The organism is Massilia sp. Masssp94, assembly GCF_059491305.1.
In genome coordinates this window covers 6,658,459-6,681,257 of sequence record NZ_CP168501.1, presented here as the reverse complement: position 1 = coordinate 6,681,257, position 22,799 = coordinate 6,658,459, and the positions used below count along the sequence as shown (strand labels likewise).

Sequence of the window (22,799 nt, the reverse complement as noted above, 5' to 3'; positions counted from 1 at the left end):
AAGTCCGCTATCTTAGCCGATGAGGCGTTACATACGTAGTGCGCGCCAGCCTACCGTGAGCCAGTCGAGGCGTTTCAGGCGCGGACGGCGCCGGAACACGTCGTAATCCACGCGTTCGATCGCTTCCAGGATGCGCAGGCCGCCCTGGACGACCATGCGCAACTCCCAGCCGATGCGGCCCGGCAGGCGCGTGGCGAGCGGCGCGCCTTCCAGCATCAGTGCGCGCGCCCGGTCCACCTCGAAGCGCATCAGCGCGCGCCAGGCGGGGTTCATGCGGCCCTCCTCGATGACGTCCTGGGTCACGCCGAAGCGAACGAGATCGTCCAGAGGCAGGTAAATGCGGCCCTTGGCGATGTCGATGGCGACGTCCTGCCAGAAGTTGATCAACTGGAGCGACGTGCAGACGGCGTCCGACTCGCGCAGGCTCGTCGCGTCGTCCACGCCGTACAGCCCCAGCATCAGGCGCCCGACGGGATCGGCGGAGCGCCGGCAGTAATCCAGCAGGTGCGGGAAATCCGGGTAGCGCGTCGTGACGACGTCCTGCTTGAAGGCCGAGAGCAGGTCGCGCAGCGGCTGCAGGGGCAGCCTGTATTCCGCCAGCACGGCGGCGAGGCGCTGGAACATGGGCTCGGCCGGGGGCTTGCCGGCCGCGATGGCGTCCAGCGCCGCCTCGTACGCCTGCAGGGCGGCCAGGCGTTCGGCCGGGGTGGCGTCGCCCTCGTCGGCGAGGTCGTCGGCGCTGCGGGCGAACGCATAGATCGCCTCCACCGCGGGCACGAGGCGGCGGGGGAGGAGGATCGACGCGACAGGGAAGTTTTCGTAATGGTCGACGGCCATGCGACTCTGTAGATTGCTGACTCTAAAGTCATTTACTGGCGTTAATTGCATGATTATAATTGCTAGGTTAAATCCACGACAGTGCCTCGCCGTCCCGGCCGGGCCGCCATGAGGAAACCAATGCGTGCTTTTTCGTTCGCCATTCCTTTGACCCTGGTCCTGGCCGCCGTATCGCTGGCAGGCTGCTCCCGTAACGACACCCCCGCCGAAGACGTACGCCCCGTGCGTGCCCTCACGCTCGCGACGGGCACGGTCGGCTCGTCGGCGGAGTTTTCCGGCGACGTCCGGCCCCGTTACGAATCCCGCCTCGGTTTCCGCGTCGGGGGCAAGATCAGCGCCCGCAAGGTGGACGTGGGCACGGTCGTCAAGCGCGGCCAGGTGCTGATGCAGCTCGATCCGCAGGACCTCCGGCTCGGCCAGGCCCAGGCCCAGGCGAACCTGCGCGCGGCGCAAACGACGTACGAGCTGGCGCGCGCGGACCTGAAGCGCTACCAGGACCTGCGCAGCCAGAACTTCGTCAGCCAGGCGGTGCTCGACCAGAAAGTGGCGGCCGCGCGTTCGGCGCAGGCGAACGTGGAAGCGGCGCGCGCCGCGTCGAGCGAGCAGGCCAACCAGACGGGTTATGCGAACCTCGTTTCCGACACGGACGGCGTCGTGACGGGCATCGATGCGGAAGTGGGCCAGGTCGTGCAGGCCGGCACCCCGGTCGTGCGCGTGGCGCGGACGGACGAGAAGGAAGTGGTGATCGGCGTGCCGGAAGATCAGGTCGACGAGCTGCGCAAGGTGAGCACAGTAAAGGTCCGGCTGTGGGCGGATCCGGACCGCGGCATTCCGGGCAAGATCCGCGAAGTGGCGCCGGTGGCCGATCCCGCCACGCGCACGTACACCGTGAAAGTGGCGATCCCGGCGCAGGAAGACATCCGCCTCGGCATGACGGCCGTCGTCCAGCTGGCGCATGCGAACACGGGTGCCGCGATCAAGGTGCCGCTGTCCGCGCTGTACCAGAACAAGGGCGCGACGTCGGTGTGGGTGATCGAGAACGGCGCCGTGCACCTCGTGCCCGTGCAGGTCGGCGGCGTCTCCGGCAACGACGTGGTGCTCGCGGGCGGCGTGAAGCCGGGCCAGACGGTCGTCACGGCCGGCGTGCATCTGCTGAAACCAGGCCAGAAAGTGAAGGTGCTGACGGCGGACGTCGCGCGCCGCGGCGATGCGGAGGTGGAAGCGAACGGGGCCCCTAAATGAGAGGCTTCAACCTGTCGCGCTGGGCGCTGGAAAACATCCCGCTGACCCGCTACCTGATCGCCGCGCTGCTCATCGGCGGCATCATCAGCTACGGCAAACTGGGCCAGGACGAGGACCCGCCGTTCACCTTCCGCGTGATGGTCATGACCGCGTACTGGCCCGGCGCCACGTCCGTGCAGATGGCCCAGCAGGTGGCGGACAAGCTCGAACAGAAGCTGCAGGAGACGCCGCACATCGACAAGCTGCGCAGCTTTTCCAAGCCGGGCGAGACGACGATCATCATCGAACTGAAGGAATCCACGCCGCCGGCGGAGGTGCAGGGCGTCTGGTACCAGGTGCGCAAGAAGGTCGGCGACATCGCGGGGACCCTGCCGCCCGGCGTGATCGGGCCGTTTTTCAACGACGAATTCGGCGACACGTACGGCTCCATCTTCGCGCTGTCGGGCGACGGTTTTACCTATGCCGAGATGCGCGACTACGCCGATTTCGTGCGCCAGCAGCTGCTCGCCGTGCCGCTCGTGTCGAAGGTCGAGCAGTTCGGCGTGCAGCAGGAAAAAGTCAACATCCTGTTCTCGCAGCAGAAGTTCGCGCAGCTGGGCATCCCGTTCGAGCAGATCGTGAACCAGATCGCCACGCAGAACGGCATCGAATCGGCCGGCGTGCTCGTGACGCCGCTGGAAAACCTGCAGGTGCGCGTGACCGGCGGCCTGAAGACCGTCAAGCAGCTCGAGGACCTGAGCCTGCGCGCGGGGAACACGACGTTCCGCCTCGGCGATTTCGCAAGAGTCGAGCGCGCGTACGAGGATCCGCCGCACGACAAGATGCGCTTCAACGGCAAGGACGTGATAGGCCTGGGCGTGTCGATGGAGAAGGGCGGCAATATCATCGAGCTGGGCAAGGGCCTGGAACAGACGGTCGAACGCATCCGGCGCCAGCTCCCCGTCGGCATCGAACTGGAGCGCGTGTCGAACCAGCCCGCGGCCGTCACGGCGTCCGTCAGCGAATTCATGCACAGCCTGATCGAGGCCGTCGTCGTCGTTCTGGTCGTGTCGTTCGTCGCGCTGGGCCTGCATACGAAGCCGAAGCTGCGCCTGGACGTGCGCCCCGGCCTCGTCGTCGCGCTGACGATTCCCCTCGTGCTGGCGATTACGTTCCTGTTCATGCGCGTGTTCGACATTTCGCTGCACAAGATCTCGCTGGGCGCGCTGATCATCGCGCTGGGCCTGCTGGTGGACGACGCCATCATCGCCGTGGAGATGATGGTGCGGAAGATGGAGGAGGGCATGTCGCGCTTCGACGCGGCCACGTTCGCGTACACGTCGACCGCGTTCCCCATGCTCACGGGGACCCTGATCACGGCGGCGGGATTCCTGCCGATCGGCCTCGCGAAATCGGCGGCCGGCGAGTACACGTTCTCGATGTTTTCCGTGAACGCGATCGCGCTGCTCGTGTCGTGGGTCGTCGCCGTCACGTTCACGCCCTACATCGGTTTCATCCTCCTGCGGGTAAAACCTCACGGCGACGGGCACCATGACGTGTTCGACACGCCGATGTACCAGCGCTTCCGCCGTCTCGTCGACCGCTGCGTGGAATGGCGCAAGACGACGATCGTGCTGTCGCTCGCCGTGTTCTTCCTCGGCGTGTTCGGCTTCAAGTTCATCGAGAAGCAGTTCTTTCCCGATTCGAGCCGCCCCGAACTGATGGTCGAGATGTGGGCGCCGGAGGGCACGAGCTTTGCCGTCAACGAGGCGCTGGCCAAGAAGTTCGAAGCATTCGCCCGCGCGCAGCCGGAAACGGACAGCGTGACGTCGTACATCGGCACGGGCAGCCCGCGCTTCTACCTGCCGCTGGACCAGATCTTCCCGGCGTCGAACGTGTCGCAATTCGTCGTGCTGCCGAAGAACGTCCATCAGCGCGACGCCCTCAAGCGCAAGATCGAGGACAGGTTCAAGTCGGATTTTCCCGAAGTGCGCGGCCGCGTCAAACTGCTGCCGAACGGGCCGCCGGTGCCGTACCCCGTGCAGTTCCAGGTGATGGGGCCGGACATCGGCGTCGTGCGCAAGGTCGCCGACCAGGTGAAGGAGATCATGATCGCCAACCCGAACACGGTGGGCGTGAACGACAACTGGAACGAGTCCGTGAAAGTGCTGCGGCTGGAACTGGACCAGGACAAGATGCGCGCGCTGGGCGTGACCTCGCAGACCGTGCGCCGCACGATCGCGACACTCCTGTCGGGAACGACGGTGGGCCAGTTCCGGGAAAGCAACCGACTGATCGACATCGTCGTGCGCCAGCCGCTGGACGAGCGCTCGAACATGTCCGTGCTCGCCAATACGAACGTGCCGACGCCGTCCGGCAGGGCCGTGCCGCTGTCGCAGCTGGCGCGCATCGAATTCGTGTGGGAGCCGGGTGTCGTGCAGCGCTACGGGCGCGAGTGGGCGATCATGGTCCAGTCGGACGTCGTCGACGGCGTGCAGGGACCGACCGTGTCCGACCAGGTCAATGCGAAACTGGACGCGCTGCGCGCGAAGCTGCCGGCCGGCTACCGGATCAAGCTCGAAGGCGCGGCCGCGAACAGTTCGACGGCGGAAGACTCCATTTCGGCGAACGTCCCGCTGGTGCTGTTCATCGTGTTCACCCTGCTGATGCTGCAGCTGCACAGCTTCTCGCGGTCCGTGATGGTCTTCCTCACCGGGCCGCTGGGCATCGCGGGTGCCGCGATGGGGCTGCTGCTGTTCAACGCGCCGTTCGGCTTCGTGGCCAACCTCGGCGTGATCGCGCTGTTCGGCATGGTGGTGCGCAATTCCGTGATCCTCGTCGACCAGATCGAAAAGGACATCGCGGCCGGGCACCCGGCGTGGGAAGCGATCGTGGAAAGCGCCGTGCGGCGGTGCCGGCCGATCCTGCTGACGGCGGCCGCGGCGGCGCTCGCGATGATCCCGCTGTCCCGTTCCGTGTTCTGGGGCCCGATGGCGATCGCGATCATGGGCGGATTATTGGTCGCCACGGCGCTCACGCTGTTGTTCCTGCCGGCGCTGTATGCCGCATGGTTCCGGGTAAAGCGGCCGGTGCACACCCGGGTGGCGGTCGTAAATCCTTGAAATATCGGGCGATTTGATACGATTTAAAATCTGCCCAATGGTGTCAGAAAATCCAGTAAAATATCGGGTTGAAGTTGTAGCCCCTAGACATTGGATTCAGGGCGGCCGGTTTCATTGTCGGGCGCCCTTTGTTTTTGTGGCAAGATCAGCAATCCTGCGCGAGGATGGCGAAATTGGTAGACGCACCAGGTTTAGGTCCTGACGCCAGCAATGGTGTAGGGGTTCGAGTCCCCTTCCTCGCACCACGAACAATTATTTTTTTGGACGATTTTTACAATGGCAACTGCAGTCGAAAACCTGGGTAAACTCGAGCGTCGCTTGACGATCTCTTTTCCGCTGAGCGACGTACGTACGGAAGTTGAAAAGCGCCTCAAGAAGCAGGCCAAGACCGCTCGTGCTCCGGGCTTCCGTCCGGGCAAGGTGCCGCTGAAGATGGTCGCTGCGCAGTACGGCTACCAGATCGAATCCGACGTGTTGAACGACAAAGTCGGCCAGGCGTTCAGCAGTGCCGCGGACGAAGCGCAGCTGCGCGTTGCCGGCATGCCGAAAATCGAGCCGAAGCAGGACGCACCGGAAGGCATGCTCGCCTTCGACGCGACCTTCGAAGTGTATCCGGAAGTGTCGCTGCCGGGCCTGGAGGGGATCGAGATCGAGACCGTCAAGACCGACGTGACCGATGCCGAGATCGACAAGACCATCGACATCCTGCGCAAGCAGCGCGTGCACTACCACACCAAGGGCGAAGCCGGTGAGCATGGCGATGGCGGCGAGCCGGTCGCAGCGAACGGCGACCGCGTGACCGTCGACTTCGTCGGCGTCATCGACGGCGTCGAATTCCCGGGCGGTAAAGCCGAAGACTATGCATTCGTGCTGGGCGAAGGCCGCATGCTGCCGGAGTTCGAAGCCGCGACCGTCGGCCTGAAAGTGGGCGAGTCGAAGACCTTCCCGCTGGCCTTCCCGGAAGACTACCATGGCAAGGACGTGGCCGGCAAAACCGCCGAGTTCACCATCACGCTGAAGAAGCTGGAATGGGCGCACCTGCCGGAAGTCGACGCCGAGTTCGCCAAGACGCTGGGCATCGAAGACGGCAGCGTCGAGAAAATGCGCGAAGACATCAAGGTCAACCTGGAGCGTGAAGTCAACGCCCGCATCAAGGCGCGCAACAAGGAAGCCGTGATGGACGCCCTGGTCAAGCACACCGAAATGGACGTGCCGAAGGTCATGATCGAGCAGGATTCGCAGCGCCTGGCCGAGCAGACCCGCCAGGACATGGCCCAGCGCGGCATGGACGTGCAGAGCCTGCCGTTCCCGGCCGACCTGTTCGCCACCAAGGCCGAGCGCCGCGTGCGCCTGGGCCTGATCCTGTCGCAGCTGGTCTCGGAGAATAACCTGCAAGCCACGCAAGAGCAGGTGAAGGCCCAGATCGAAGACTTCTCGCAGAGCTACGAAGATCCGAAGGAAGTCCTGAAGTACTACTACAGCGACCGTCGCCGCCTGGGCGAAGTGGAAGCTCTTGTATTGGAAGAAAACGTCGTTAACTATGTGCTCGGCAAGGCAAAGGTGACGACCAAGGACATCGCCTTTGACGAGCTGATGGGAAGCGCTGCTCAGGCTTAACTTCCTTGATAAAGCCGTACGACATTCTCCTGAGAAATCTGAGATAGTGCGGCTTCGTAACTTTTACAAAGGAATTGACAGGTATGAATCGTAATCCGGCATTGGATACCCAAGCCCTCGGCCTCGTGCCGATGGTGATCGAGCAGAGCGGCCGCGGCGAGCGCGCCTACGACATCTACTCGCGCCTGCTGAAGGAGCGCGTGATTTTCCTGGTCGGTCCTGTCAACGACCAGATGGCCAACCTCATCGTGGCCCAGCTGCTGTTCCTGGAAAGCGAGAATCCGGACAAGGACATCTCGCTGTACATCAACTCGCCGGGTGGTTCCGTGTCGGCTGGCCTCGCCATCTTCGACACGATGAACTTCATCAAGCCCGACGTGTCGACGCTGTGCACCGGCCTGGCCGCCTCGATGGGCGCGTTCCTGCTGGCCGCCGGCGCCAAGGGCAAGCGCTTCTCGCTGCCGAACTCGCGTGTCATGATCCACCAGCCGTCCGGTGGCTCGCAGGGCATGGCGTCGGACATCGAGATCCAGGCCAAGGAAATCCTGTACCTGCGTGAACGCCTTGCCCGCATCATGGCGGACAACACCGGCCAGACGATCGAACAGATCCACAAGGATACCGATCGCGACCGTTTCATGTCGAGCGAAGAGGCCGTGGAATATGGTCTCATCGACAAGGTTCTGACGAACCGCGGCTGAGGGTAAACCGCGCGGTTTTCGAGATCGCGTGGTGCACTCGACAACTGTTGCTCAAATACGCCCGGACGCGACAGCGCTTCGGGCGTTTTGTTTTCAAATCGGGTAGCATGGTGTCGTGTGCACTTGTTGCGCCCTCGTATTAGCGTTATATTCATAGCAATTCAACTGAAACCTGCCCCATGTCAGACAAAAAATCCTCTAGCGGCGAAAAACTCCTGTACTGCTCGTTCTGCGGCAAGAGCCAGCACGAGGTCAAGAAGCTCATCGCAGGACCTTCGGTCTTCATCTGCGACGAGTGCATTGACCTGTGCAATGACATCATCCGCGACGAGACCTCGAACGTCGAATCGGTGGCGGGCGCCAAGTCCGACCTGCCGACTCCGCACGAGATCGCCGAACTGCTCGATCAATATGTCATCGGCCAGCAGACGGCGAAGCGCATCCTGTCGGTGGCGGTCTACAACCATTACAAGCGCCTGAAGCACCTGGGCAAGAAGGACGACGTCGAACTGGCCAAGAGCAACATCCTGCTCGTCGGCCCGACCGGTTCCGGTAAAACCCTGCTGGCCCAGACCCTGGCGCGCATGCTGAACGTCCCGTTCGTGATCGCCGACGCGACCACGCTGACGGAAGCCGGCTATGTCGGCGAGGACGTCGAGAACATCATCCAGAAGCTGCTGCAGAGCTGTAACTACGAAGTCGAGAAAGCCCAGCGCGGCATCGTCTACATCGACGAGATCGACAAGATTTCGCGCAAGTCCGACAACCCGTCCATCACCCGCGACGTGTCGGGCGAGGGCGTGCAGCAGGCGCTGCTGAAGCTGATCGAAGGCACGATGGCGTCGGTGCCCCCGCAGGGCGGCCGCAAGCATCCGAACCAGGATTTCGTGCAGATCGACACGACGAACATCATGTTCATCTGCGGCGGCGCTTTCGACGGCCTGGACAAGATCATCCAGAACCGTTCGGAAAAGAGCGGCATCGGCTTCGCGGCCAGCGTCAAGAGCCAGACGCAGCGTTCCGTCAGCGACATCCTGCTGGAAGCGGAACCGGAAGACCTGATCAAGTTCGGCCTGATTCCGGAACTTGTCGGCCGTCTGCCTGTCGTAGCTACCCTGAGCGAGCTCACGGAAGAGGCTTTGATCCAGATTCTGGTCGAGCCGAAAAACGCCCTCATCAAGCAGTATTCGAAACTGCTGGATATGGAAGGCGCCGAACTGGAAATCCGCCCGGCGGCCCTGCACGCGATTGCCAAGAAGGCGTTGGCGCGCAAGACCGGCGCACGTGGTCTCCGTTCGATCCTGGAACATGCTCTGCTCGACGTGATGTATGAATTGCCGAGCCAGCAAAATGTCGTGAAAGTCGTCATCGATGAAAATACGATCACGAATGGCGCGAAACCTTTGCTGATTTACAGCGAATCGCCGAAGGCTGCAGGCGAAAATTGAACCAAGCTGAAAAATTTCCGGGCGCAAACACAACAAAGGTATTGAATCGCTGAGTTGAGACGGTACAATCAATCTCAACAAAAGACGGCTTCAATCGAAAAGCCACTCGCGGCCGATGCTGTGAAGTGGCTTTTTTATTTGAATTCAAGACTTTTGTAGAAACGGCTATTATTCGTATCAAGTTAAAGTTTTTTTACTTGTAGAAAATATTTCCGGGCCGGTATTGTGTTTCGACAGTGTGCTCCCACATCGTCTACACGCTTTCTATAAGGTATGCCATGACAACTTCCAAATTGACCGAGCAAATGACGCTGCCCCTGCTGCCCCTGCGCGACGTGGTGGTGTTCCCGCATATGGTGATACCGCTGTTCGTTGGCCGCCCGAAATCCATCAAGGCGCTCGAGGCTGCCATGGAACAGGGTAAGAGCATCATGCTCGCCGCCCAAAAGGCCGCTGCCAAGGACGAACCCTCCGCCGCAGACATCTACGAGATCGGCTGCGTGGCCAATATTCTGCAAATGCTGAAGCTGCCGGACGGCACCGTGAAGGTGCTGGTCGAAGGCGCGCAGCGTGCACGCATCAATCACATCAACGACGCGCCGAGTCATTTCATCGCCGACCTGACTCCGATCAATTCGGAAATCGGCGACGACTCCGAAGTCGAGGCAATGCGCCGCGCGATCGTCCAGCAGTTCGACCAGTACGTCAAACTGAACAAGAAGATCCCGCCCGAGATCCTGGCTTCGCTGGCCGGTATCGACGACGCTGGCCGCCTGGCCGACACCGTTGCCGCCCACCTGCCGCTGAAACTCGAGCAGAAACAGGTCATCCTGGAAATCTTCAACGTCGCCAAGCGCCTGGAGCATCTGCTCGGCCAGCTTGAAGGCGAGCTCGACATCCTGCAGGTGGAAAAGCGCATCCGCGGCCGTGTCAAGCGCCAGATGGAGAAATCGCAGCGCGAGTACTACCTGAACGAACAGGTCAAGGCCATCCAGAAGGAACTGGGCGAGGGCGAAGAGGGCGCCGACATCGAGGAACTCGAGAAGAAGGTCATCGCCGCCAAGATGCCGAAGGAGGCCATGGACAAAGCCCAGGCCGAGATCAAGAAGCTCAAGCTGATGTCGCCGATGTCGGCCGAAGCCACCGTCGTGCGCAATTACATCGACACGCTCGTGTCGCTGCCGTGGAAAAAGAAATCCAAGGTCACGATCGACCTGGAAAAGGCCCAGGAAGTCCTGGAAGCCGACCACTACGGCCTCGACAAGATCAAGGAACGCATCCTCGAATACCTCGCGGTGCAACAGCGCGTCGACAAGCTGAAGGCCCCGATCCTGTGCTTCGTGGGTCCTCCGGGCGTCGGTAAAACGTCGCTGGGCGAATCGATCGCCCGGGCGACGAACCGCAAGTACGTCCGCATGGCACTGGGCGGCGTCCGTGACGAAGCCGAGATCCGCGGCCACCGCCGTACCTACATCGGCTCGATGCCGGGCAAGGTGCTGCAGTCGCTGGCGAAGGTCGGCGTGCGCAACCCGCTGTTCCTGCTGGACGAGATCGACAAGATGGGCGCGGACTTCCGCGGCGACCCGTCGTCGGCCCTGCTCGAAGTGCTGGATCCGGCGCAGAACCACACGTTCTCGGACCACTACGTCGAGGTGGACTTCGACCTGTCGGACGTGATGTTCGTGGCGACGTCGAACTCGTTCAACATCCCGCCGGCCCTGCTGGACCGTATGGAAGTGATCCGCCTGTCGGGTTACACCGAGGACGAGAAGACGAGCATCGCGCAGCGCTACCTGCTGCCGAAGCAGATCAAGGCGAACGGCCTGAAGGATGAAGAGATCAAGGTCGACGAGGCGGCGATCCGCGACATCATCCGCTACTACACCCGCGAAGCCGGTGTGCGTTCGGTCGAGCGCGAAATCTCGAAGATCTGCCGCAAGGTCGTCAAGATGCTGCTGCTCAAGAAGGACAGCAAGCGCGTGATCGTGTCGTCGAAGAACCTGGATAAATTCCTGGGTGTCCGCCGCTACGACTTCGGCGTGGCCGAGAAGGAAAACCAGATCGGCCAGGTGTCGGGCCTCGCGTGGACGGAAGTCGGCGGCGACCTGCTGACGATCGAAGCCGTGCAGGTGCCGGGTAAAGGTGCCGTCATCCGTACCGGTACGCTGGGCGACGTGATGAAGGAATCGATCGAAGCCGCGCGCACCGTGGTCCGCAGCCGTGCGGCGCGCCTGGGCATCAAGAACGAGGTGTTCGAGAAGACCGACATCCACGTTCACTTGCCGGAAGGCGCGACGCCGAAGGACGGTCCGTCCGCCGGTATCGGCCTGACGACGGCGCTGGTGTCGGTGTTCACGGGCATCCCGGTTCGCGCCGACGTGGCGATGACGGGCGAGATTACCCTGCGCGGCGAAGTCCTGCCGATCGGCGGCCTGAAGGAAAAACTGCTGGCGGCCCAGCGCGGCGGCATCAAGACCGTGCTGATCCCCGAGCAGAACGTGAAGGATCTCGCGGACATTCCTGACAACGTCAAGAACAAGCTCGAGATCGTGCCGGTGCGCTGGATCGAGAAAGTGCTGGAAGTGGCACTGGAACGCCAGCCGGAACCGATCGTCGACGTGCCTGCGGTAGCGGCGTCCTCGTCGTCGGTGACGACCGCCACGAGCGACGGCCAGGGCGGCGTCGTCAAGCACTGAGCCTGCTGGGCAGGGTGAAAGCGGCACCTTCGGGTGCCGTTTTTTTTATGTCGCGCTGTTGCGAGTGCGTTACTTGACACAACGCATTGTCGGCTTGTTTAATACGCCCTTGCGGTTTTTGCCGACGGTCAATCCGACCCGGTCGTGCATACCGTGTCCAGAACGCACAACGAGGGAAGAAAGTGAACAAAACTGAACTGATCGAAGAAATCGCGAAGTCCGCGGACCTGACCAAAGCTTCCGCGGCGCGCGCCCTCGATGCGATGATCGACGCTGTGACGAACACGCTGAAGAACAACGACAGCGTCACGCTGGTCGGCTTCGGCACGTTCACCGTCGGCGAGCGCGCCGCACGCACGGGCCGCGATCCGCGCACGAAGGAAGCCATCAAGATCAAGGCGGCCAAGGTCCCGAAATTTAAGGCTGGTAAAGCACTGAAAGATGCAGTAAACTAATGCCTCCGCTGCGCTGACACGCAGCAGGACGCTGCTGGATTCCAGTCAGTCGAGTAGCACCCAGTATTTCGTGGAGCGGTAGTTCAGTTGGTTAGAATACCGGCCTGTCACGCCGGGGGTCGCGGGTTCGAGCCCCGTCCGCTCCGCCACGGTTTAGCAGACGTAGTGTTGCCCCTGCGGGCAACACGGTTTAGGGATCGAAGGGAATCGCTTGCAAGCGATTCCGCGGCCGGCGGAACGTCGGCGAGCCCCGTCCGCTCCGCCACGAATCGCAAGCCTTGTCGGCATTCGATTTCGCGGTTGCGAAATACAAGAATTCGGAGCGGTAGTTCAGTTGGTTAGAATACCGGCCTGTCACGCCGGGGGTCGCGGGTTCGAGCCCCGTCCGCTCCGCCAGATACTGAAAGAGAGGCGAACCTAGGTTCGCCTTTTTTTTTAAGTTTTTCGATAACGCATTTTCAACCTTGATTGGCTGACCATGTTTGAATTTATCCGTACTCACCAGCGCCTGATGCAGTTCTTTCTGCTGCTGCTGATCGTTCCGTCGTTCGTTCTGGTCGGCGTCAGCAGCTACAACGAACGCGGCAGCAACGATGGTGTGGCGACCGTGGACGGGAAAAAGATCACCCAGCAGGAGTGGGAATCCGCCCAGCGCCGCCAGCTGGACCAGGCCCGCCAGATGATGGGCGAGCAGTTCGACCAGAAACTGTTCGAGACGCCGGAAGCGAAGCAGGCCGTGCTCGACCAGCTCGTGGCCGAGCGCGCCATCAACGCCGAGATCGTCCGCAACCACCTGACGGTGAGCGACGCCGCGCTGCAGAAGGCGATCCTCGAGATCCAGGCGTTCCGCAAGGAAGACGGCACGTTCGACATGGACCGCTACAAGGCCGCGCTGGCCGCGCAGGGCATGACGCCGGAGATGTTCGACCAGCGCATGCGCCACGACCTGGCCGTGCAGCAGCTCGTCGGTTCCGTGCAGCAGACCGCGTTCGCACCGCGTACCGTCGCCAACCGCCTGTCGGACATCAACGACGAAGAGCGCGAAGTGCAGGAGCAGCTGTTCCCGGCGGCGAACTACGTTTCGCAGGTCAAGGTCACGGATGACATGGTCAAGGCTTATTACGACAAGAATGCGGCGCTGTTCCAGGTGCCGGAATCCGTCAAGGCCGAATACGTCGTGTTCGATGCGTCCGCCGTCGAGAAGCAGGTCAACGTGTCCGACGCCGAAATCGCCGACGCGTACAACAAGAACAAGGCGCGCTTCACCACGCCGGAAAAGCGCACCGCCAGCCACATCCTGATCAACGTGAAGAAGGGCGCCTCGGCCGCCGAGGACGCCGCCGCGAAGGCCAAGGCGCAGGCGATCCTGGATGACGTGCGCAAGAACCCGAACGACTTCGCGAAGATCGCCAAGGCGCAATCGCAGGATCCGGGCTCGGCCGAGCTGGGCGGCGACCTGGGCGTCGTGCAGAAGGGCGTGTTCGTCAAGCCCGTCGAAGACGCGATCTACGGCCTGAAGGAAGGCGAAGTCAGCGGTCTCGTCCGTTCGGAATTCGGCTACCACATCATCAAGATCACGAAGATCGTGCCGGAAACCCAGAAGTCGCTGGAAGAGGCGAAGCCGGAGATCGCTGCCGAGCTCAAGAAGGCGAAGATGTCGGCCAAGTACACCGAGCTGGCGGAAACCTTCCGTAATACCGTGTACGAGCAGTCGGACAGCCTGAAGCCGGTCGCCGACAAGCTGGGCCTGACGATCCAGACCGCCGAAGGCCTGACCCGCGCACCGAACCCGGCCCTGGGCCCGTCGCCGGTCAACAATCCGAAGTTCCTGGAAGCGATCTTCGGCAGCGACGCGGTGAAGAACAAGCGCAACACGGACGCCGTCGAAGTGGCGCCGGGTACGCTGGTCGCAGGCCGCGTCGTGGAATTCAAGCCGGCGACCAAGCGTCCGCTGGCCGACGTCGAAGCCGCCATCCGCCAGCGCGTGACGCAGGAAGAAGCGGCCAAGCTGGCACGCCAGGCCGGCGAAGCGAAACTGGCCGCCGCCAAGGCATCGGGCGATACCGCCGGCTTCGGCGAAGCGAAGATCGTGGCGCGCACGAAGCAGCCGACGATCAACGAAACGGCCGCGGTCGCCGTGCTGAAGGCGGACGCGAGCAAGCTGCCGGCCTATGTCGGCGTCGATATCCCGGGCGTGGGTTATGGCGTCTACCGCATCAACAAGGTGAGCCAGCCGGCGCAGCCGGACGTGGCGCGCCGCAAGCAGGAAGCGGAACAGATCGGCCGCGCCGTCGGCAATGCCGAGACCTATGGCTTCGTCGAAGCGCTGAAGCACAAGGCGAAGGCGAAGATCAACGTCAAGCCTGCCGATCTCGGCGCGAAGTCCGAGTAAATCCGGACGCGTCATCGACAGCCCGGCCGCGCGAGCGGACCGGGCTTTTTCTTTGCGACACCGCTACAATCGCGATTCGATCCACAACGCAAGGACAACCGCATGACCGTGACCTGGACCGATACGCTCGACGCTATCGATTGGAACGAGCTCTCCGAGCTGTACCGCAAGGCGCCGCTCGGGAACAAGTCGCCGGAGCGCCTGAAAACCGTGTTCACGAACAGCATGTTCCGCCGGTTCGGCTACGAGGACGGCGTGCTGGTCGCGGCCGGACGCGCGCTGGCCGACGGCCTCGACTGTTCCTACATCTGCGACGTGGCGATCCTGCCCAGCCACCAGGGACGCGGCCTGGGCGACGCGCTGATCGCGCACCTGGTCGAGCTGTCGCGCGGGCACGCGAAGATCATCCTGTATTCGGTGCCCGGCAAGGAGGGGTTCTATGCGCGCTACGGCTTCCGGCGCATGGCGACGGCGATGGCCGTGTTCCAGGACCAGGACAAGGCCGCGTCACAGGGTTATCTGGCGGCGGAATGAATGCGGTGGGGCGTTGCGGCGAATGCCGCGTTGCGGGTAGGGTGGGCGGCCCCCGCCCACGCGTTCAACCGACCGGACCGTCATCCGGCATCTCGAGGGCGCATATGGTCGTCGAGCGCGTGGGCAGAGTGTGCCCACCCTAGGTATGGAGGTGCCGCGCCGCCGCCATGAAGTCGTCCTTCGAGATGCCCGGCAGGGTGAGCGTCTCCGCCTTCGGGTACTGCACGAAGTTCCGGTCGATCGAGCGCAGGTAGGCGGGATCGTAGTGCTCGACAAGCAGTTGATCCACAAGTTCCGGCATCTGCCCCGTATTGGCCATCTCGTGCCATGTTTCGATGCGCGCGCGGCCGTGCAGCTGCACCAGATGGTCCAGCTGCGCATTCAGCGCGCCCGGGTCGGCGCAGAAGTGGTGGTAGTCTTCCATCAGCAACTGCACGCGGAGGGCACGGTCCAGTTGGAGCGAAATGCAGGGTGAGGCGCGCATGCGTTCCATGACCACTTCCGGCACGCGCAGGTTGCCCACCTTCTTGCTCTCCGATTCCACGAACACGGGCCGCGACGGATCGAAGCGGCGCAACTTGTCCCAGATGCGCGTCTCGAACATCTTCTGGCTCGGCTGCGGCTCGCCCGGCAGGTGGCCGAGGACGGAGCCGCGGTGCGCGGCGAGGCGCTCCAGGTCGAGCACCTGCGCGCCGACGGATTCCAGCGTTTCGAGCAGGCGGCTCTTGCCGCTGCCCGTCGTGCCGCAAATGACGCGGAAATCCAGCGGAGGCGGGTTTTCCAGCGCGGCCGCGACGTAGGCGCGATAGGCCTTGTAGCCGCCGTCGAGCTGCACGACGGGCCAGCCGATCTTGGCGAAGATCAGCGCCATCGAGCCGCTGCGGTTGCCGCCGCGCCAGCAGTAGACGAGCGGTTTCCAGTCCTTCGGCTTGGCGGCGAAGAGCGTCTCGATGTGGCGCGCGATGTTCTGCGCGACGAGCGGGGCGCCGATCTTCTTCGCCTCGAAGGCGCCGACCTGCTTGTACGTGGTGCCGACGAGGACGCGCTGCGCGTCGTCCAGCGTGGGACAGTTGATGGCGCCCGGGATGCGATCGAGCGCGAACTCGGACTCGCTGCGCGCGTCGATGATGGTGTCGAACTGGTCGAGCACGGGCAGGACGTCGTCGACGCCGAGGACTGCGGGGTATTTCATTATCGTTTGACGAGAGGCGCGAATTGCGGCCAGATGTTGTTGAGGATGGTCGGGTGGGCGGTCGCGAGCGGATGCATGCGGTCGGCCTGGAAGTTTGCCGCGTCCTGCGCGACGCCGTCCAGCATGAACGGCACCAGCGGCACTTTGTATGTACCTGCGAGGTCCCTGTACATGCCGGCGAAGCGTTCCGTGTAGGCGCGCCCGTAGTTGGGCGGCATGCGCATGCCGACGAGCAGGACCTTGGCCCTGTTCCGCTGCGCGAGCTGGATCATCGTGCGCAGGTTGTCCGCGGCGGCCGGCACCGGCAGGCCGCGCAGGCCGTCGTTCGCGCCCAGTTCCAGCACGACGACGTCCGGCCTGTGCTGCTGCAGCAGGGCGGGCAGGCGGGTGCGGCCGCCGCTCGTCGTCTCGCCGCTGATGCTGGCGTTGACGATGCGGGCGTCGATCTTCTCGGCCTTCAGGCGCTGCTCCAGCAGGGCGACCCAGCCGGTGCCGCGCGCGAGGCCGTATTCGGCGGACAGGCTGTCGCCCACCACGAGCACGGTTTTTGGGGCAGAATAGGCGCTCCCCGCCGCGGCCATGCCAAGAACCGCGACGGCAGCGATCGTCCATTTCCTGAGTAAAGCAAGCATGCGTGATATTCCCGAGGCGTCAAAAGGCAGTTCAAGTGTGAGCGGAACGGCAAGGCCTGCCATCGAGGTCCGCGGCCTGTCGAAGCGCGTGGCGGATGCCAGCGGCGAGCTCACCATCCTGCACGAGGTGGATTTTACCGTGCAACCGGCCGAGACGCTTGCCCTCGTCGGCGCTTCCGGCTCCGGCAAGTCCACGTTGCTCGGCCTGCTGGCCGGCCTCGATACGCCATCGTCGGGCCAGGTCCTGCTCGACGGTACGGATATCTTCGCCCTCGACGAGGATGGCCGCGCCGCGTTCCGCAAGGCGAAGCTGGGCTTCGTGTTCCAGTCGTTCCAGCTGCTCGCGCACCTGAACGCGGTGGAAAACGTGATGCTGCCGCTGGAATTGCGGGGCGATGCGGATGCCCGCGCAAAAGCCGAGGCGATGCTGGGACGCGTGGGCCTGTCGAGCCGCCTGCGCCACTATCCGAAGTACCTGTCGGGCGGCGAGCAGCAGCGCGTGGCGCTGGCCCGCGCCTTCGTCACCGAACCGCCGCTGCTGTTCGCGGACGAGCCCACGGGCAGCCTCGATGCCGCCACCGGCGAAGCCGTCATCCAGCTGATGTTCGAACTGAATCGCGAGCGCGGCTCGACCCTCGTGCTCGTCACCCACGATCCCGCCATGGCCGCGCGCTGCGGCCGCACGCTGACGATCGCCGCAGGCCGCCTGGCCGTCTGAGCGTCTACGCGAGCGCGGCGTCGGCCACGAGCGCATTCAGCTCGGCACGGATCGCACGCGGCAGCTCGCCCGCCGTGAGGCCGATCGGGCCGACGCCGCTCGCCACGAGCCGGTCGGCCGCCGCGCCGTGCAGCCACGTCGCGGCCAGCGCCGCTTCCCAGGCGGGCCAGCCCTGGCCCAGCAGGGTGCCGACGAGGCCCGCCAGCACGTCGCCCGTGCCACCCGTGGCAAGGCCCGGATTGCCCGTCGCATTCAGCGCCACTTCACCGTCTGGCCGCGCGATGACGCTGCCCGCGCCTTTCAGCACGACGACGGCATCCAGACGCTGCGCCAGTTCGCGCGCATGTTCCAGCCGGTCGGCCTGCACGATGGCGGCCGTCACGCCCAGCAGGCGTGCGGCTTCCAGCGGGTGCGGCGTGATGACCACGTCGCCGTCGTGCGCGGCCAGGCGGGCGGCCAGGTCGGGGCTGGCCGCGCACAGGTTCAGCGCGTCCGCATCGACCACGAGCGGCCCCGTGCCGTCGATGACTTTCGACAGCAGGTGCGTGGCGCCGGCGGAATCGCCCATGCCCGGACCGGCGACGACCGTGCGGCCGTCGAACGCGAAGCCGACCGCGTCGCGGAACATGATCTCCGGCTGCAGCGGGTCGAGGCCCGGTCCCGGATCGACGGCCGCCACGAACACGCGGCCCGCGCCCGCATACAGCGCCGCGCGCGCCGCCAGGATGCCGGCACCCGCCATCCCGCGCGCGCCGCCCAGCACGGCGACGTCGCCATAGGTGCCCTTGTGCGAATTGTTGCGGCGCGGCGCGAGACAGCCCGCGAACAGTGCAGGCGCGTTCAGGCGCGCGTGCGCGGCTTCCGTGTGCAGGCCATGCGCACCGAGGCGGTTGACGTGCACGCGGCCCGCGTGGTCGCAGCCGTCGCCCGTGTGCAGGCCCGGTTTGTCGCCGAGGAAGGTGATCGTATGCGTGGCGCGCACGGCGATGCCGTCCGGGCCCACGACGCACCCCGTGTCCGCATCGAGGCCGCTCGGCACGTCCAGCGCGAGCACCGGACACGTCATGCCGTGCGTGCGTTCGACGAGCGCGCGCGCCTCGCCCGCGAGCGGACGCGCGAGGCCGATGCCGAACAGGCCGTCGACGACGAGGCAGCAGCCATGGCAGTCCGCGAGGTCCGCCACGAAGCGCGCCCGGCTGGCCTGGGCCCGCGCGAGGGCGTGCCGGGTTTCGGGCGACGGCGCCGGGCCGGCGAGGTGGACGATGTCCACGTTCGCGCCGAAATTGGCCAGGTTCGCGGCCAATTCCAGCGCATCGCCGCCGTTGTTGCCGGGGCCGGCCAGCACGAGGATGCGGCCCGTCGGCAGGCCGCCCAGCACTTCGAGCGCATACGTGGATGCGGCCTCGCCGGCGCGTCGCATCAACGTGCCCGGCGGGAGCTGCGACTGCGCGGCCTGTTCGATGGCGCGGATCTGCGCGACGCTGTAGAGCGGATTGTCCATGGCGGTTCCAGGCGTGAGGGTTGCGAAAACTGCATTGTCGCCAAAATCGGCGCCGCGCGCGACTACAATAGCCGCTCGATGACATTCTGGGGGCATACGATGGATTGGCAGTTCTGGATCGACCGCGGCGGTACGTTCACGGACATCGTGGCGCGCCGGCCCGACGGCAGCCTCGTGACGCACAAGCTGCTGTCGGAAAATCCTGAACAGTACCGGGACGCGGCCGTGGCCGGCATCCGTCACCTGCTCGGCCTGGCGCCCGGCGCGCCGATCCCCGCCGGACAGGTGGACGCCGTCAAGATGGGCACGACGGTCGCGACCAATGCGCTGCTGGAGCGCAAGGGCGAGCCCACCGTGCTCGCGATCACGCGGGGTTTCCGTGACGCGCTGCGCATCGCCTACCAGAACCGTCCGCGCCTGTTCGACCGCCACATCGTGCTGCCCGAACTGCTGTACGGCCGCGTGATCGAAGTGGACGAACGCATCGGCGCCCACGGCGACGTCGTCGTGCCGCTCGACGAAGCGGCCGCGCGGCGCGACCTGCAGGCCGCGTACGACGCCGGCATCCGCGCGCTCGCCATCGTGTTCATGCACGGCTATCGCTACTGCCAGCACGAGGAAGCCGTCGCGCGCATCGCCCGCGCCATCGGCTTTACGCAGGTGTCCGTGTCGCATGCGACGAGTCCCCTGATGAAACTCGTGGCGCGGGGCGACACGACGGTCGTCGACGCTTACCTGTCGCCGATCCTGCGCCGCTACGTGGACCAGGTGGCGTCCGAGCTGCCGGGCGTGAATTTGCAATTCATGCAGTCCAGCGGCGGCCTGGCGGACGCGCGCGCATTCCACGGCAAGGACAGCATCCTGTCCGGTCCGGCCGGCGGGATCGTCGGCATGGTGCGCGCGAGCCGCCTGGCCGGCTTCGAGCGCATCATCGGCTTCGACATGGGCGGCACATCGACGGACGTGTCGCACTATGCGGGCGAGTTCGAGCGCGTATTCGAGACGCAGGTGGCCGGCGTGCGCATGCGCGCGCCCATGATGAGCATCCACACCGTCGCCGCGGGCGGCGGCTCGATCCTGCATTTCGACGGCAGCCGCTACCGCGTGGGGCCGGACAGCGCCGGCGCGAATCCGGGGCCCGCGAGCTACCGGCGCGGCGGACCGCTGGCCGTCACGGACTGCAACGTCATGCTCGGCAAGATCCAGCCGCAGCACTTCCCGTGCCTGTTCGGACCTGGTGCGGACCAACCGCTCGACGCCGCCGCCGTGCGCGCGGGCTTCGAAACGATGGCCGACGACGTCGAACGCGCGACCGGGACGCGGCCGCAGCCCGAAGCCGTCGCCGAGGGCTTCATCCGCATCGCCGTGGGCAATATGGCGAACGCGATCAAGCAGATCTCGGTGCAGCGCGGACACGACGTCACGGACTACGCACTCACGAGCTTCGGCGGCGCGGGCGGCCAGCACGCCTGCCTCGTCGCGGACGCACTGGGCATGAAGACGGTGTTCATCCATTCGCTGGCGGGCGTGCTCTCGGCCTATGGCATGGGCCTCGCCGACCAGGGCGCGATGCGCTCGCGGGCCGTCGAACGCCGGCTGGACGACGTCGGCCCCGATGCCCTGGCGGCCGAGCTGGATGCGCTGGCCGGCGCGGCGCGGGCCGACCTCGCGGCCCAGGGCGTGGCGCCGGAGCGCATCGACGTGCTGCGCCGCGTGCACCTGCGCTACGAAGGCACCGATTCCGCCATCGTCGTGCTGGATGGCGACCGCGCCGCGCTGCAGGCGCAATTCGAGCAGGCATACCGCCGGCGCTTTTCCTTCCTGATGCCGGGCAAGGCGCTCGTCGTGGAAGCCGTGTCGGTGGAAGCGCTGGGGCGCTCCGATGCGCCGCCCGAGCAGCAGGTAACCGTCGTTGCGCGCGCCGCCGCCGCGCCGGCGTTCGAGACGGTGCGGATGTACGCGGACGGCGCGTGGCGCGACACGGGCGTGTACCGCCGCCAGGACATCGCGCCGGGCGACGTCATCGACGGCCCGGCCATCATCGCGGAAGCGAATGCGACGACGATCGTGGAGTCGGGCTGGCGCGCCGAGGTCACGGCGTACAACCACCTCGTGCTGCGCCGCGTGCACGCGCTGCCGCAGCGCCACGCGATCGGCACGACGGTCGATCCGGTGATGCTGGAGATCTTCAACAACCTGTTCATGTCCATCGCCGAGCAGATGGGACTGCGGCTGCAGAACACGGCGTACTCCGTCAACATCAAGGAGCGCCTGGACTTCAGCTGCGCCATCTTCGACGCGGACGGCAACCTCGTCGCGAACGCGCCGCACATGCCCGTGCACCTCGGGTCGATGGGCGAAAGCATCAAGGCCGTGATGCGCAAGAACGCAGGGACGATGAAGGCGGGCGACGTCTACGTGCTGAACGACCCGTACAACGGCGGCACGCACCTGCCCGACGTGACGGTGATCTCGCCCGTGTTCGACGCGGCGGGCCGCGACATCCTGTTCTACGTGGGCTCGCGCGGCCACCACGCGGACATCGGCGGCACGACGCCGGGATCGATGCCGCCCGACTCCACGCACATCGAGGAGGAGGGCGTCCTGATCGACAATTTCAAGCTGGTCGACGGCGCGGACGGCGTGCTGCGCGAGGCCGACACCCGCGCCTTGCTGGCCGGCGCACGCTGGCCCGCGCGCAATCCGGACCAGAACCTGGCCGACTTGCGGGCCCAGGTCGCGGCGAACCAGAAGGGTGTCGACGAGCTGCGCAAGATGGTCGCCTTCTACGGCCTGGACGTCGTGCGCGCCTACATGGGGCACGTGCAGGACAATGCCGAGGAAGCCGTGCGGCGCGTGATCACGGCGCTGCAGGACGGGCACTTCGTCAACGAGCTCGATAACGGCGCGCGCATCGAAGTCACGATCCGCGTCGACCGCGCGGCGCGCAGCGCGGAGATCGATTTTACGGGGACGTCCGGCCAGCTGCCGAACAATTTCAACGCGCCGTCCGCCGTCTGCATGGCGGCGGTGCTGTACGTGTTCCGCACGCTCGTCGACGACGAGATTCCGCTGAACGCCGGCTGCCTGAAGCCGCTGAAGGTCATCATCCCGCCGGGCTCCATGCTCAATCCGCACTATCCGGCGTCGGTCGTGTCGGGCAACGTGGAGACGTCGACGTGCATCACGAACGCGCTGTACGGCGCGCTCGGCGTGATGGCGGCGGCGCAGGGCACGATGAACAACTTCACGTTCGGGAATGCGCACTACCAGTATTACGAGACGATCTCCGGCGGTTCGGGCGCGGGCCCGGGCTTCGACGGCACGGACGTCGTGCAGACGAATATGACGAACTCCCGGCTGACGGACCCGGAGATCCTGGAATTCCGTTTCCCCGTGCGGCTGGAGAGCTATGCGATCCGCGCCGGTTCCGGCGGGGCGGGGCGCTGGCACGGCGGGAACGGCGGCGTGCGGCGCATCCGCTTCCTCGAACCGATGACGGCCGCGATCCTGTCCAACAACCGCGTGCATGCGCCGTTCGGCATGGCCGGCGGGGCGCCGGGCGCGCGCGGGCGCAATCTCGTCGAGCGGGCCGAAGGACGCGTCGAGGAGCTGGGCCATATCGGCAAGGTGGACATGCAGGCTGGGGACGTGTTCGTCATCGAGACGCCGGGTGGGGGCGGGTATGGCGAGGCCGCAGGTATGCCGATTTCGTAAGCTCCCATATGAAATC

At 65.1% G+C, this 22,799-nt stretch carries 15 protein-coding genes and 3 tRNA genes; 14 read left to right on the top strand and 4 right to left on the bottom strand.

Features of this window, described 5'->3' with window-relative positions:
* Positions 1-27: 27 nt before the first annotated feature.
* Positions 28-837: a squalene synthase HpnC gene (hpnC, locus tag ACEN9G_RS29375; RefSeq protein WP_413339140.1), complete on the bottom strand. Its 810-nt coding sequence runs from the start codon at positions 835-837 to the stop codon at positions 28-30.
* Positions 838-957: 120 nt separating this feature from the next.
* On the opposite strand from hpnC, the gene ACEN9G_RS29370 reads away from it, so the two are divergent.
* From ACEN9G_RS29370 to ACEN9G_RS29315, 12 genes are all read left to right on the top strand, one after another.
* Positions 958-2,079: an efflux RND transporter periplasmic adaptor subunit gene (locus ACEN9G_RS29370; RefSeq protein WP_413339142.1), complete on the top strand. Its 1,122-nt coding sequence runs from the start codon at positions 958-960 to the stop codon at positions 2,077-2,079.
* A complete protein-coding gene (locus tag ACEN9G_RS29365; RefSeq protein WP_413339144.1) occupies positions 2,076-5,180 on the top strand; it encodes an efflux RND transporter permease subunit in 3,105 nt (1,034 codons plus the stop codon). Before ACEN9G_RS29370 ends, ACEN9G_RS29365 begins: the two co-directional genes overlap by 4 nt.
* Positions 5,181-5,338: 158 nt before the next feature.
* A tRNA-Leu gene (locus ACEN9G_RS29360) sits at positions 5,339-5,425 on the top strand.
* Positions 5,426-5,456: 31 nt separating this feature from the next.
* A complete protein-coding gene (gene tig, locus ACEN9G_RS29355; protein WP_413339146.1) occupies positions 5,457-6,797 on the top strand; it encodes a trigger factor in 1,341 nt (446 codons plus the stop codon).
* An 83-nt stretch (positions 6,798-6,880) separates the two neighbouring features.
* On the top strand, positions 6,881-7,498 hold the full coding sequence (gene clpP / locus ACEN9G_RS29350; RefSeq protein ID WP_166861694.1) for an ATP-dependent Clp endopeptidase proteolytic subunit ClpP: 618 nt from the start codon (positions 6,881-6,883) through the stop codon (positions 7,496-7,498).
* Between the two features lie 179 nt (positions 7,499-7,677).
* Positions 7,678-8,946: an ATP-dependent Clp protease ATP-binding subunit ClpX gene (gene clpX, locus ACEN9G_RS29345; protein WP_056129433.1), complete on the top strand. Its 1,269-nt coding sequence runs from the start codon at positions 7,678-7,680 to the stop codon at positions 8,944-8,946.
* A gap of 278 nt (positions 8,947-9,224) precedes the next feature.
* Positions 9,225-11,642 (top strand): endopeptidase La, encoded by a 2,418-nt coding sequence (gene lon, locus ACEN9G_RS29340; RefSeq protein WP_413339148.1) that lies wholly within the window; start codon positions 9,225-9,227, stop codon positions 11,640-11,642.
* A 182-nt stretch (positions 11,643-11,824) separates the two neighbouring features.
* Entirely contained in the window at positions 11,825-12,097 is a 273-nt protein-coding gene (locus ACEN9G_RS29335) for an HU family DNA-binding protein (RefSeq protein WP_025511959.1), read from the top strand.
* Positions 12,098-12,169: 72 nt separating this feature from the next.
* A tRNA-Asp gene (locus ACEN9G_RS29330) sits at positions 12,170-12,246 on the top strand.
* Between the two features lie 170 nt (positions 12,247-12,416).
* Positions 12,417-12,493: transfer RNA gene (locus ACEN9G_RS29325), tRNA-Asp, on the top strand.
* A 115-nt stretch (positions 12,494-12,608) separates the two neighbouring features.
* Complete coding sequence (locus ACEN9G_RS29320; RefSeq protein WP_413343668.1) at positions 12,609-14,489, top strand: SurA N-terminal domain-containing protein; 1,881 nt, start codon at positions 12,609-12,611, stop codon at positions 14,487-14,489.
* A gap of 102 nt (positions 14,490-14,591) precedes the next feature.
* A complete protein-coding gene (locus tag ACEN9G_RS29315) occupies positions 14,592-15,023 on the top strand; it encodes a GNAT family N-acetyltransferase (protein WP_413343670.1) in 432 nt (143 codons plus the stop codon).
* 139 nt (positions 15,024-15,162) lie between these two features.
* Here the strand turns inward: ACEN9G_RS29315 and mnmH are convergent, their stop codons facing one another.
* Together mnmH and ACEN9G_RS29305 are read right to left on the bottom strand one after the other, a co-directional pair.
* Positions 15,163-16,215 carry a tRNA 2-selenouridine(34) synthase MnmH gene (gene mnmH, locus ACEN9G_RS29310; RefSeq protein ID WP_413343672.1) on the bottom strand — a complete coding sequence of 351 codons (1,053 nt, stop codon included), beginning with the start codon at positions 16,213-16,215 and terminating at the stop codon, positions 15,163-15,165.
* Entirely contained in the window at positions 16,215-16,847 is a 633-nt protein-coding gene (locus ACEN9G_RS29305; RefSeq protein WP_413343674.1) for an arylesterase, read from the bottom strand. Before ACEN9G_RS29305 ends, mnmH begins: the two co-directional genes overlap by 1 nt.
* Here ACEN9G_RS29305 and ACEN9G_RS29300 point away from each other — a divergent pair.
* Entirely contained in the window at positions 16,846-17,565 is a 720-nt protein-coding gene (locus ACEN9G_RS29300) for an ABC transporter ATP-binding protein (protein WP_413343676.1), read from the top strand. The two genes, ACEN9G_RS29305 and ACEN9G_RS29300, sit on opposite strands and share 2 nt — an antisense overlap.
* A gap of 4 nt (positions 17,566-17,569) precedes the next feature.
* On the opposite strand, the gene ACEN9G_RS29295 is transcribed toward ACEN9G_RS29300, so the two are convergent.
* Positions 17,570-19,066 (bottom strand): NAD(P)H-hydrate dehydratase, encoded by a 1,497-nt coding sequence (locus ACEN9G_RS29295; RefSeq protein ID WP_483127403.1) that lies wholly within the window; start codon positions 19,064-19,066, stop codon positions 17,570-17,572.
* A 99-nt stretch (positions 19,067-19,165) separates the two neighbouring features.
* Between ACEN9G_RS29295 and ACEN9G_RS29290 the strand changes: the two genes are divergently transcribed.
* Positions 19,166-22,783, top strand: a complete 3,618-nt coding sequence (locus ACEN9G_RS29290; protein WP_483127402.1) for a hydantoinase B/oxoprolinase family protein — start codon at positions 19,166-19,168, stop codon at positions 22,781-22,783.
* Positions 22,784-22,799: the final 16 nt, after the last annotated feature.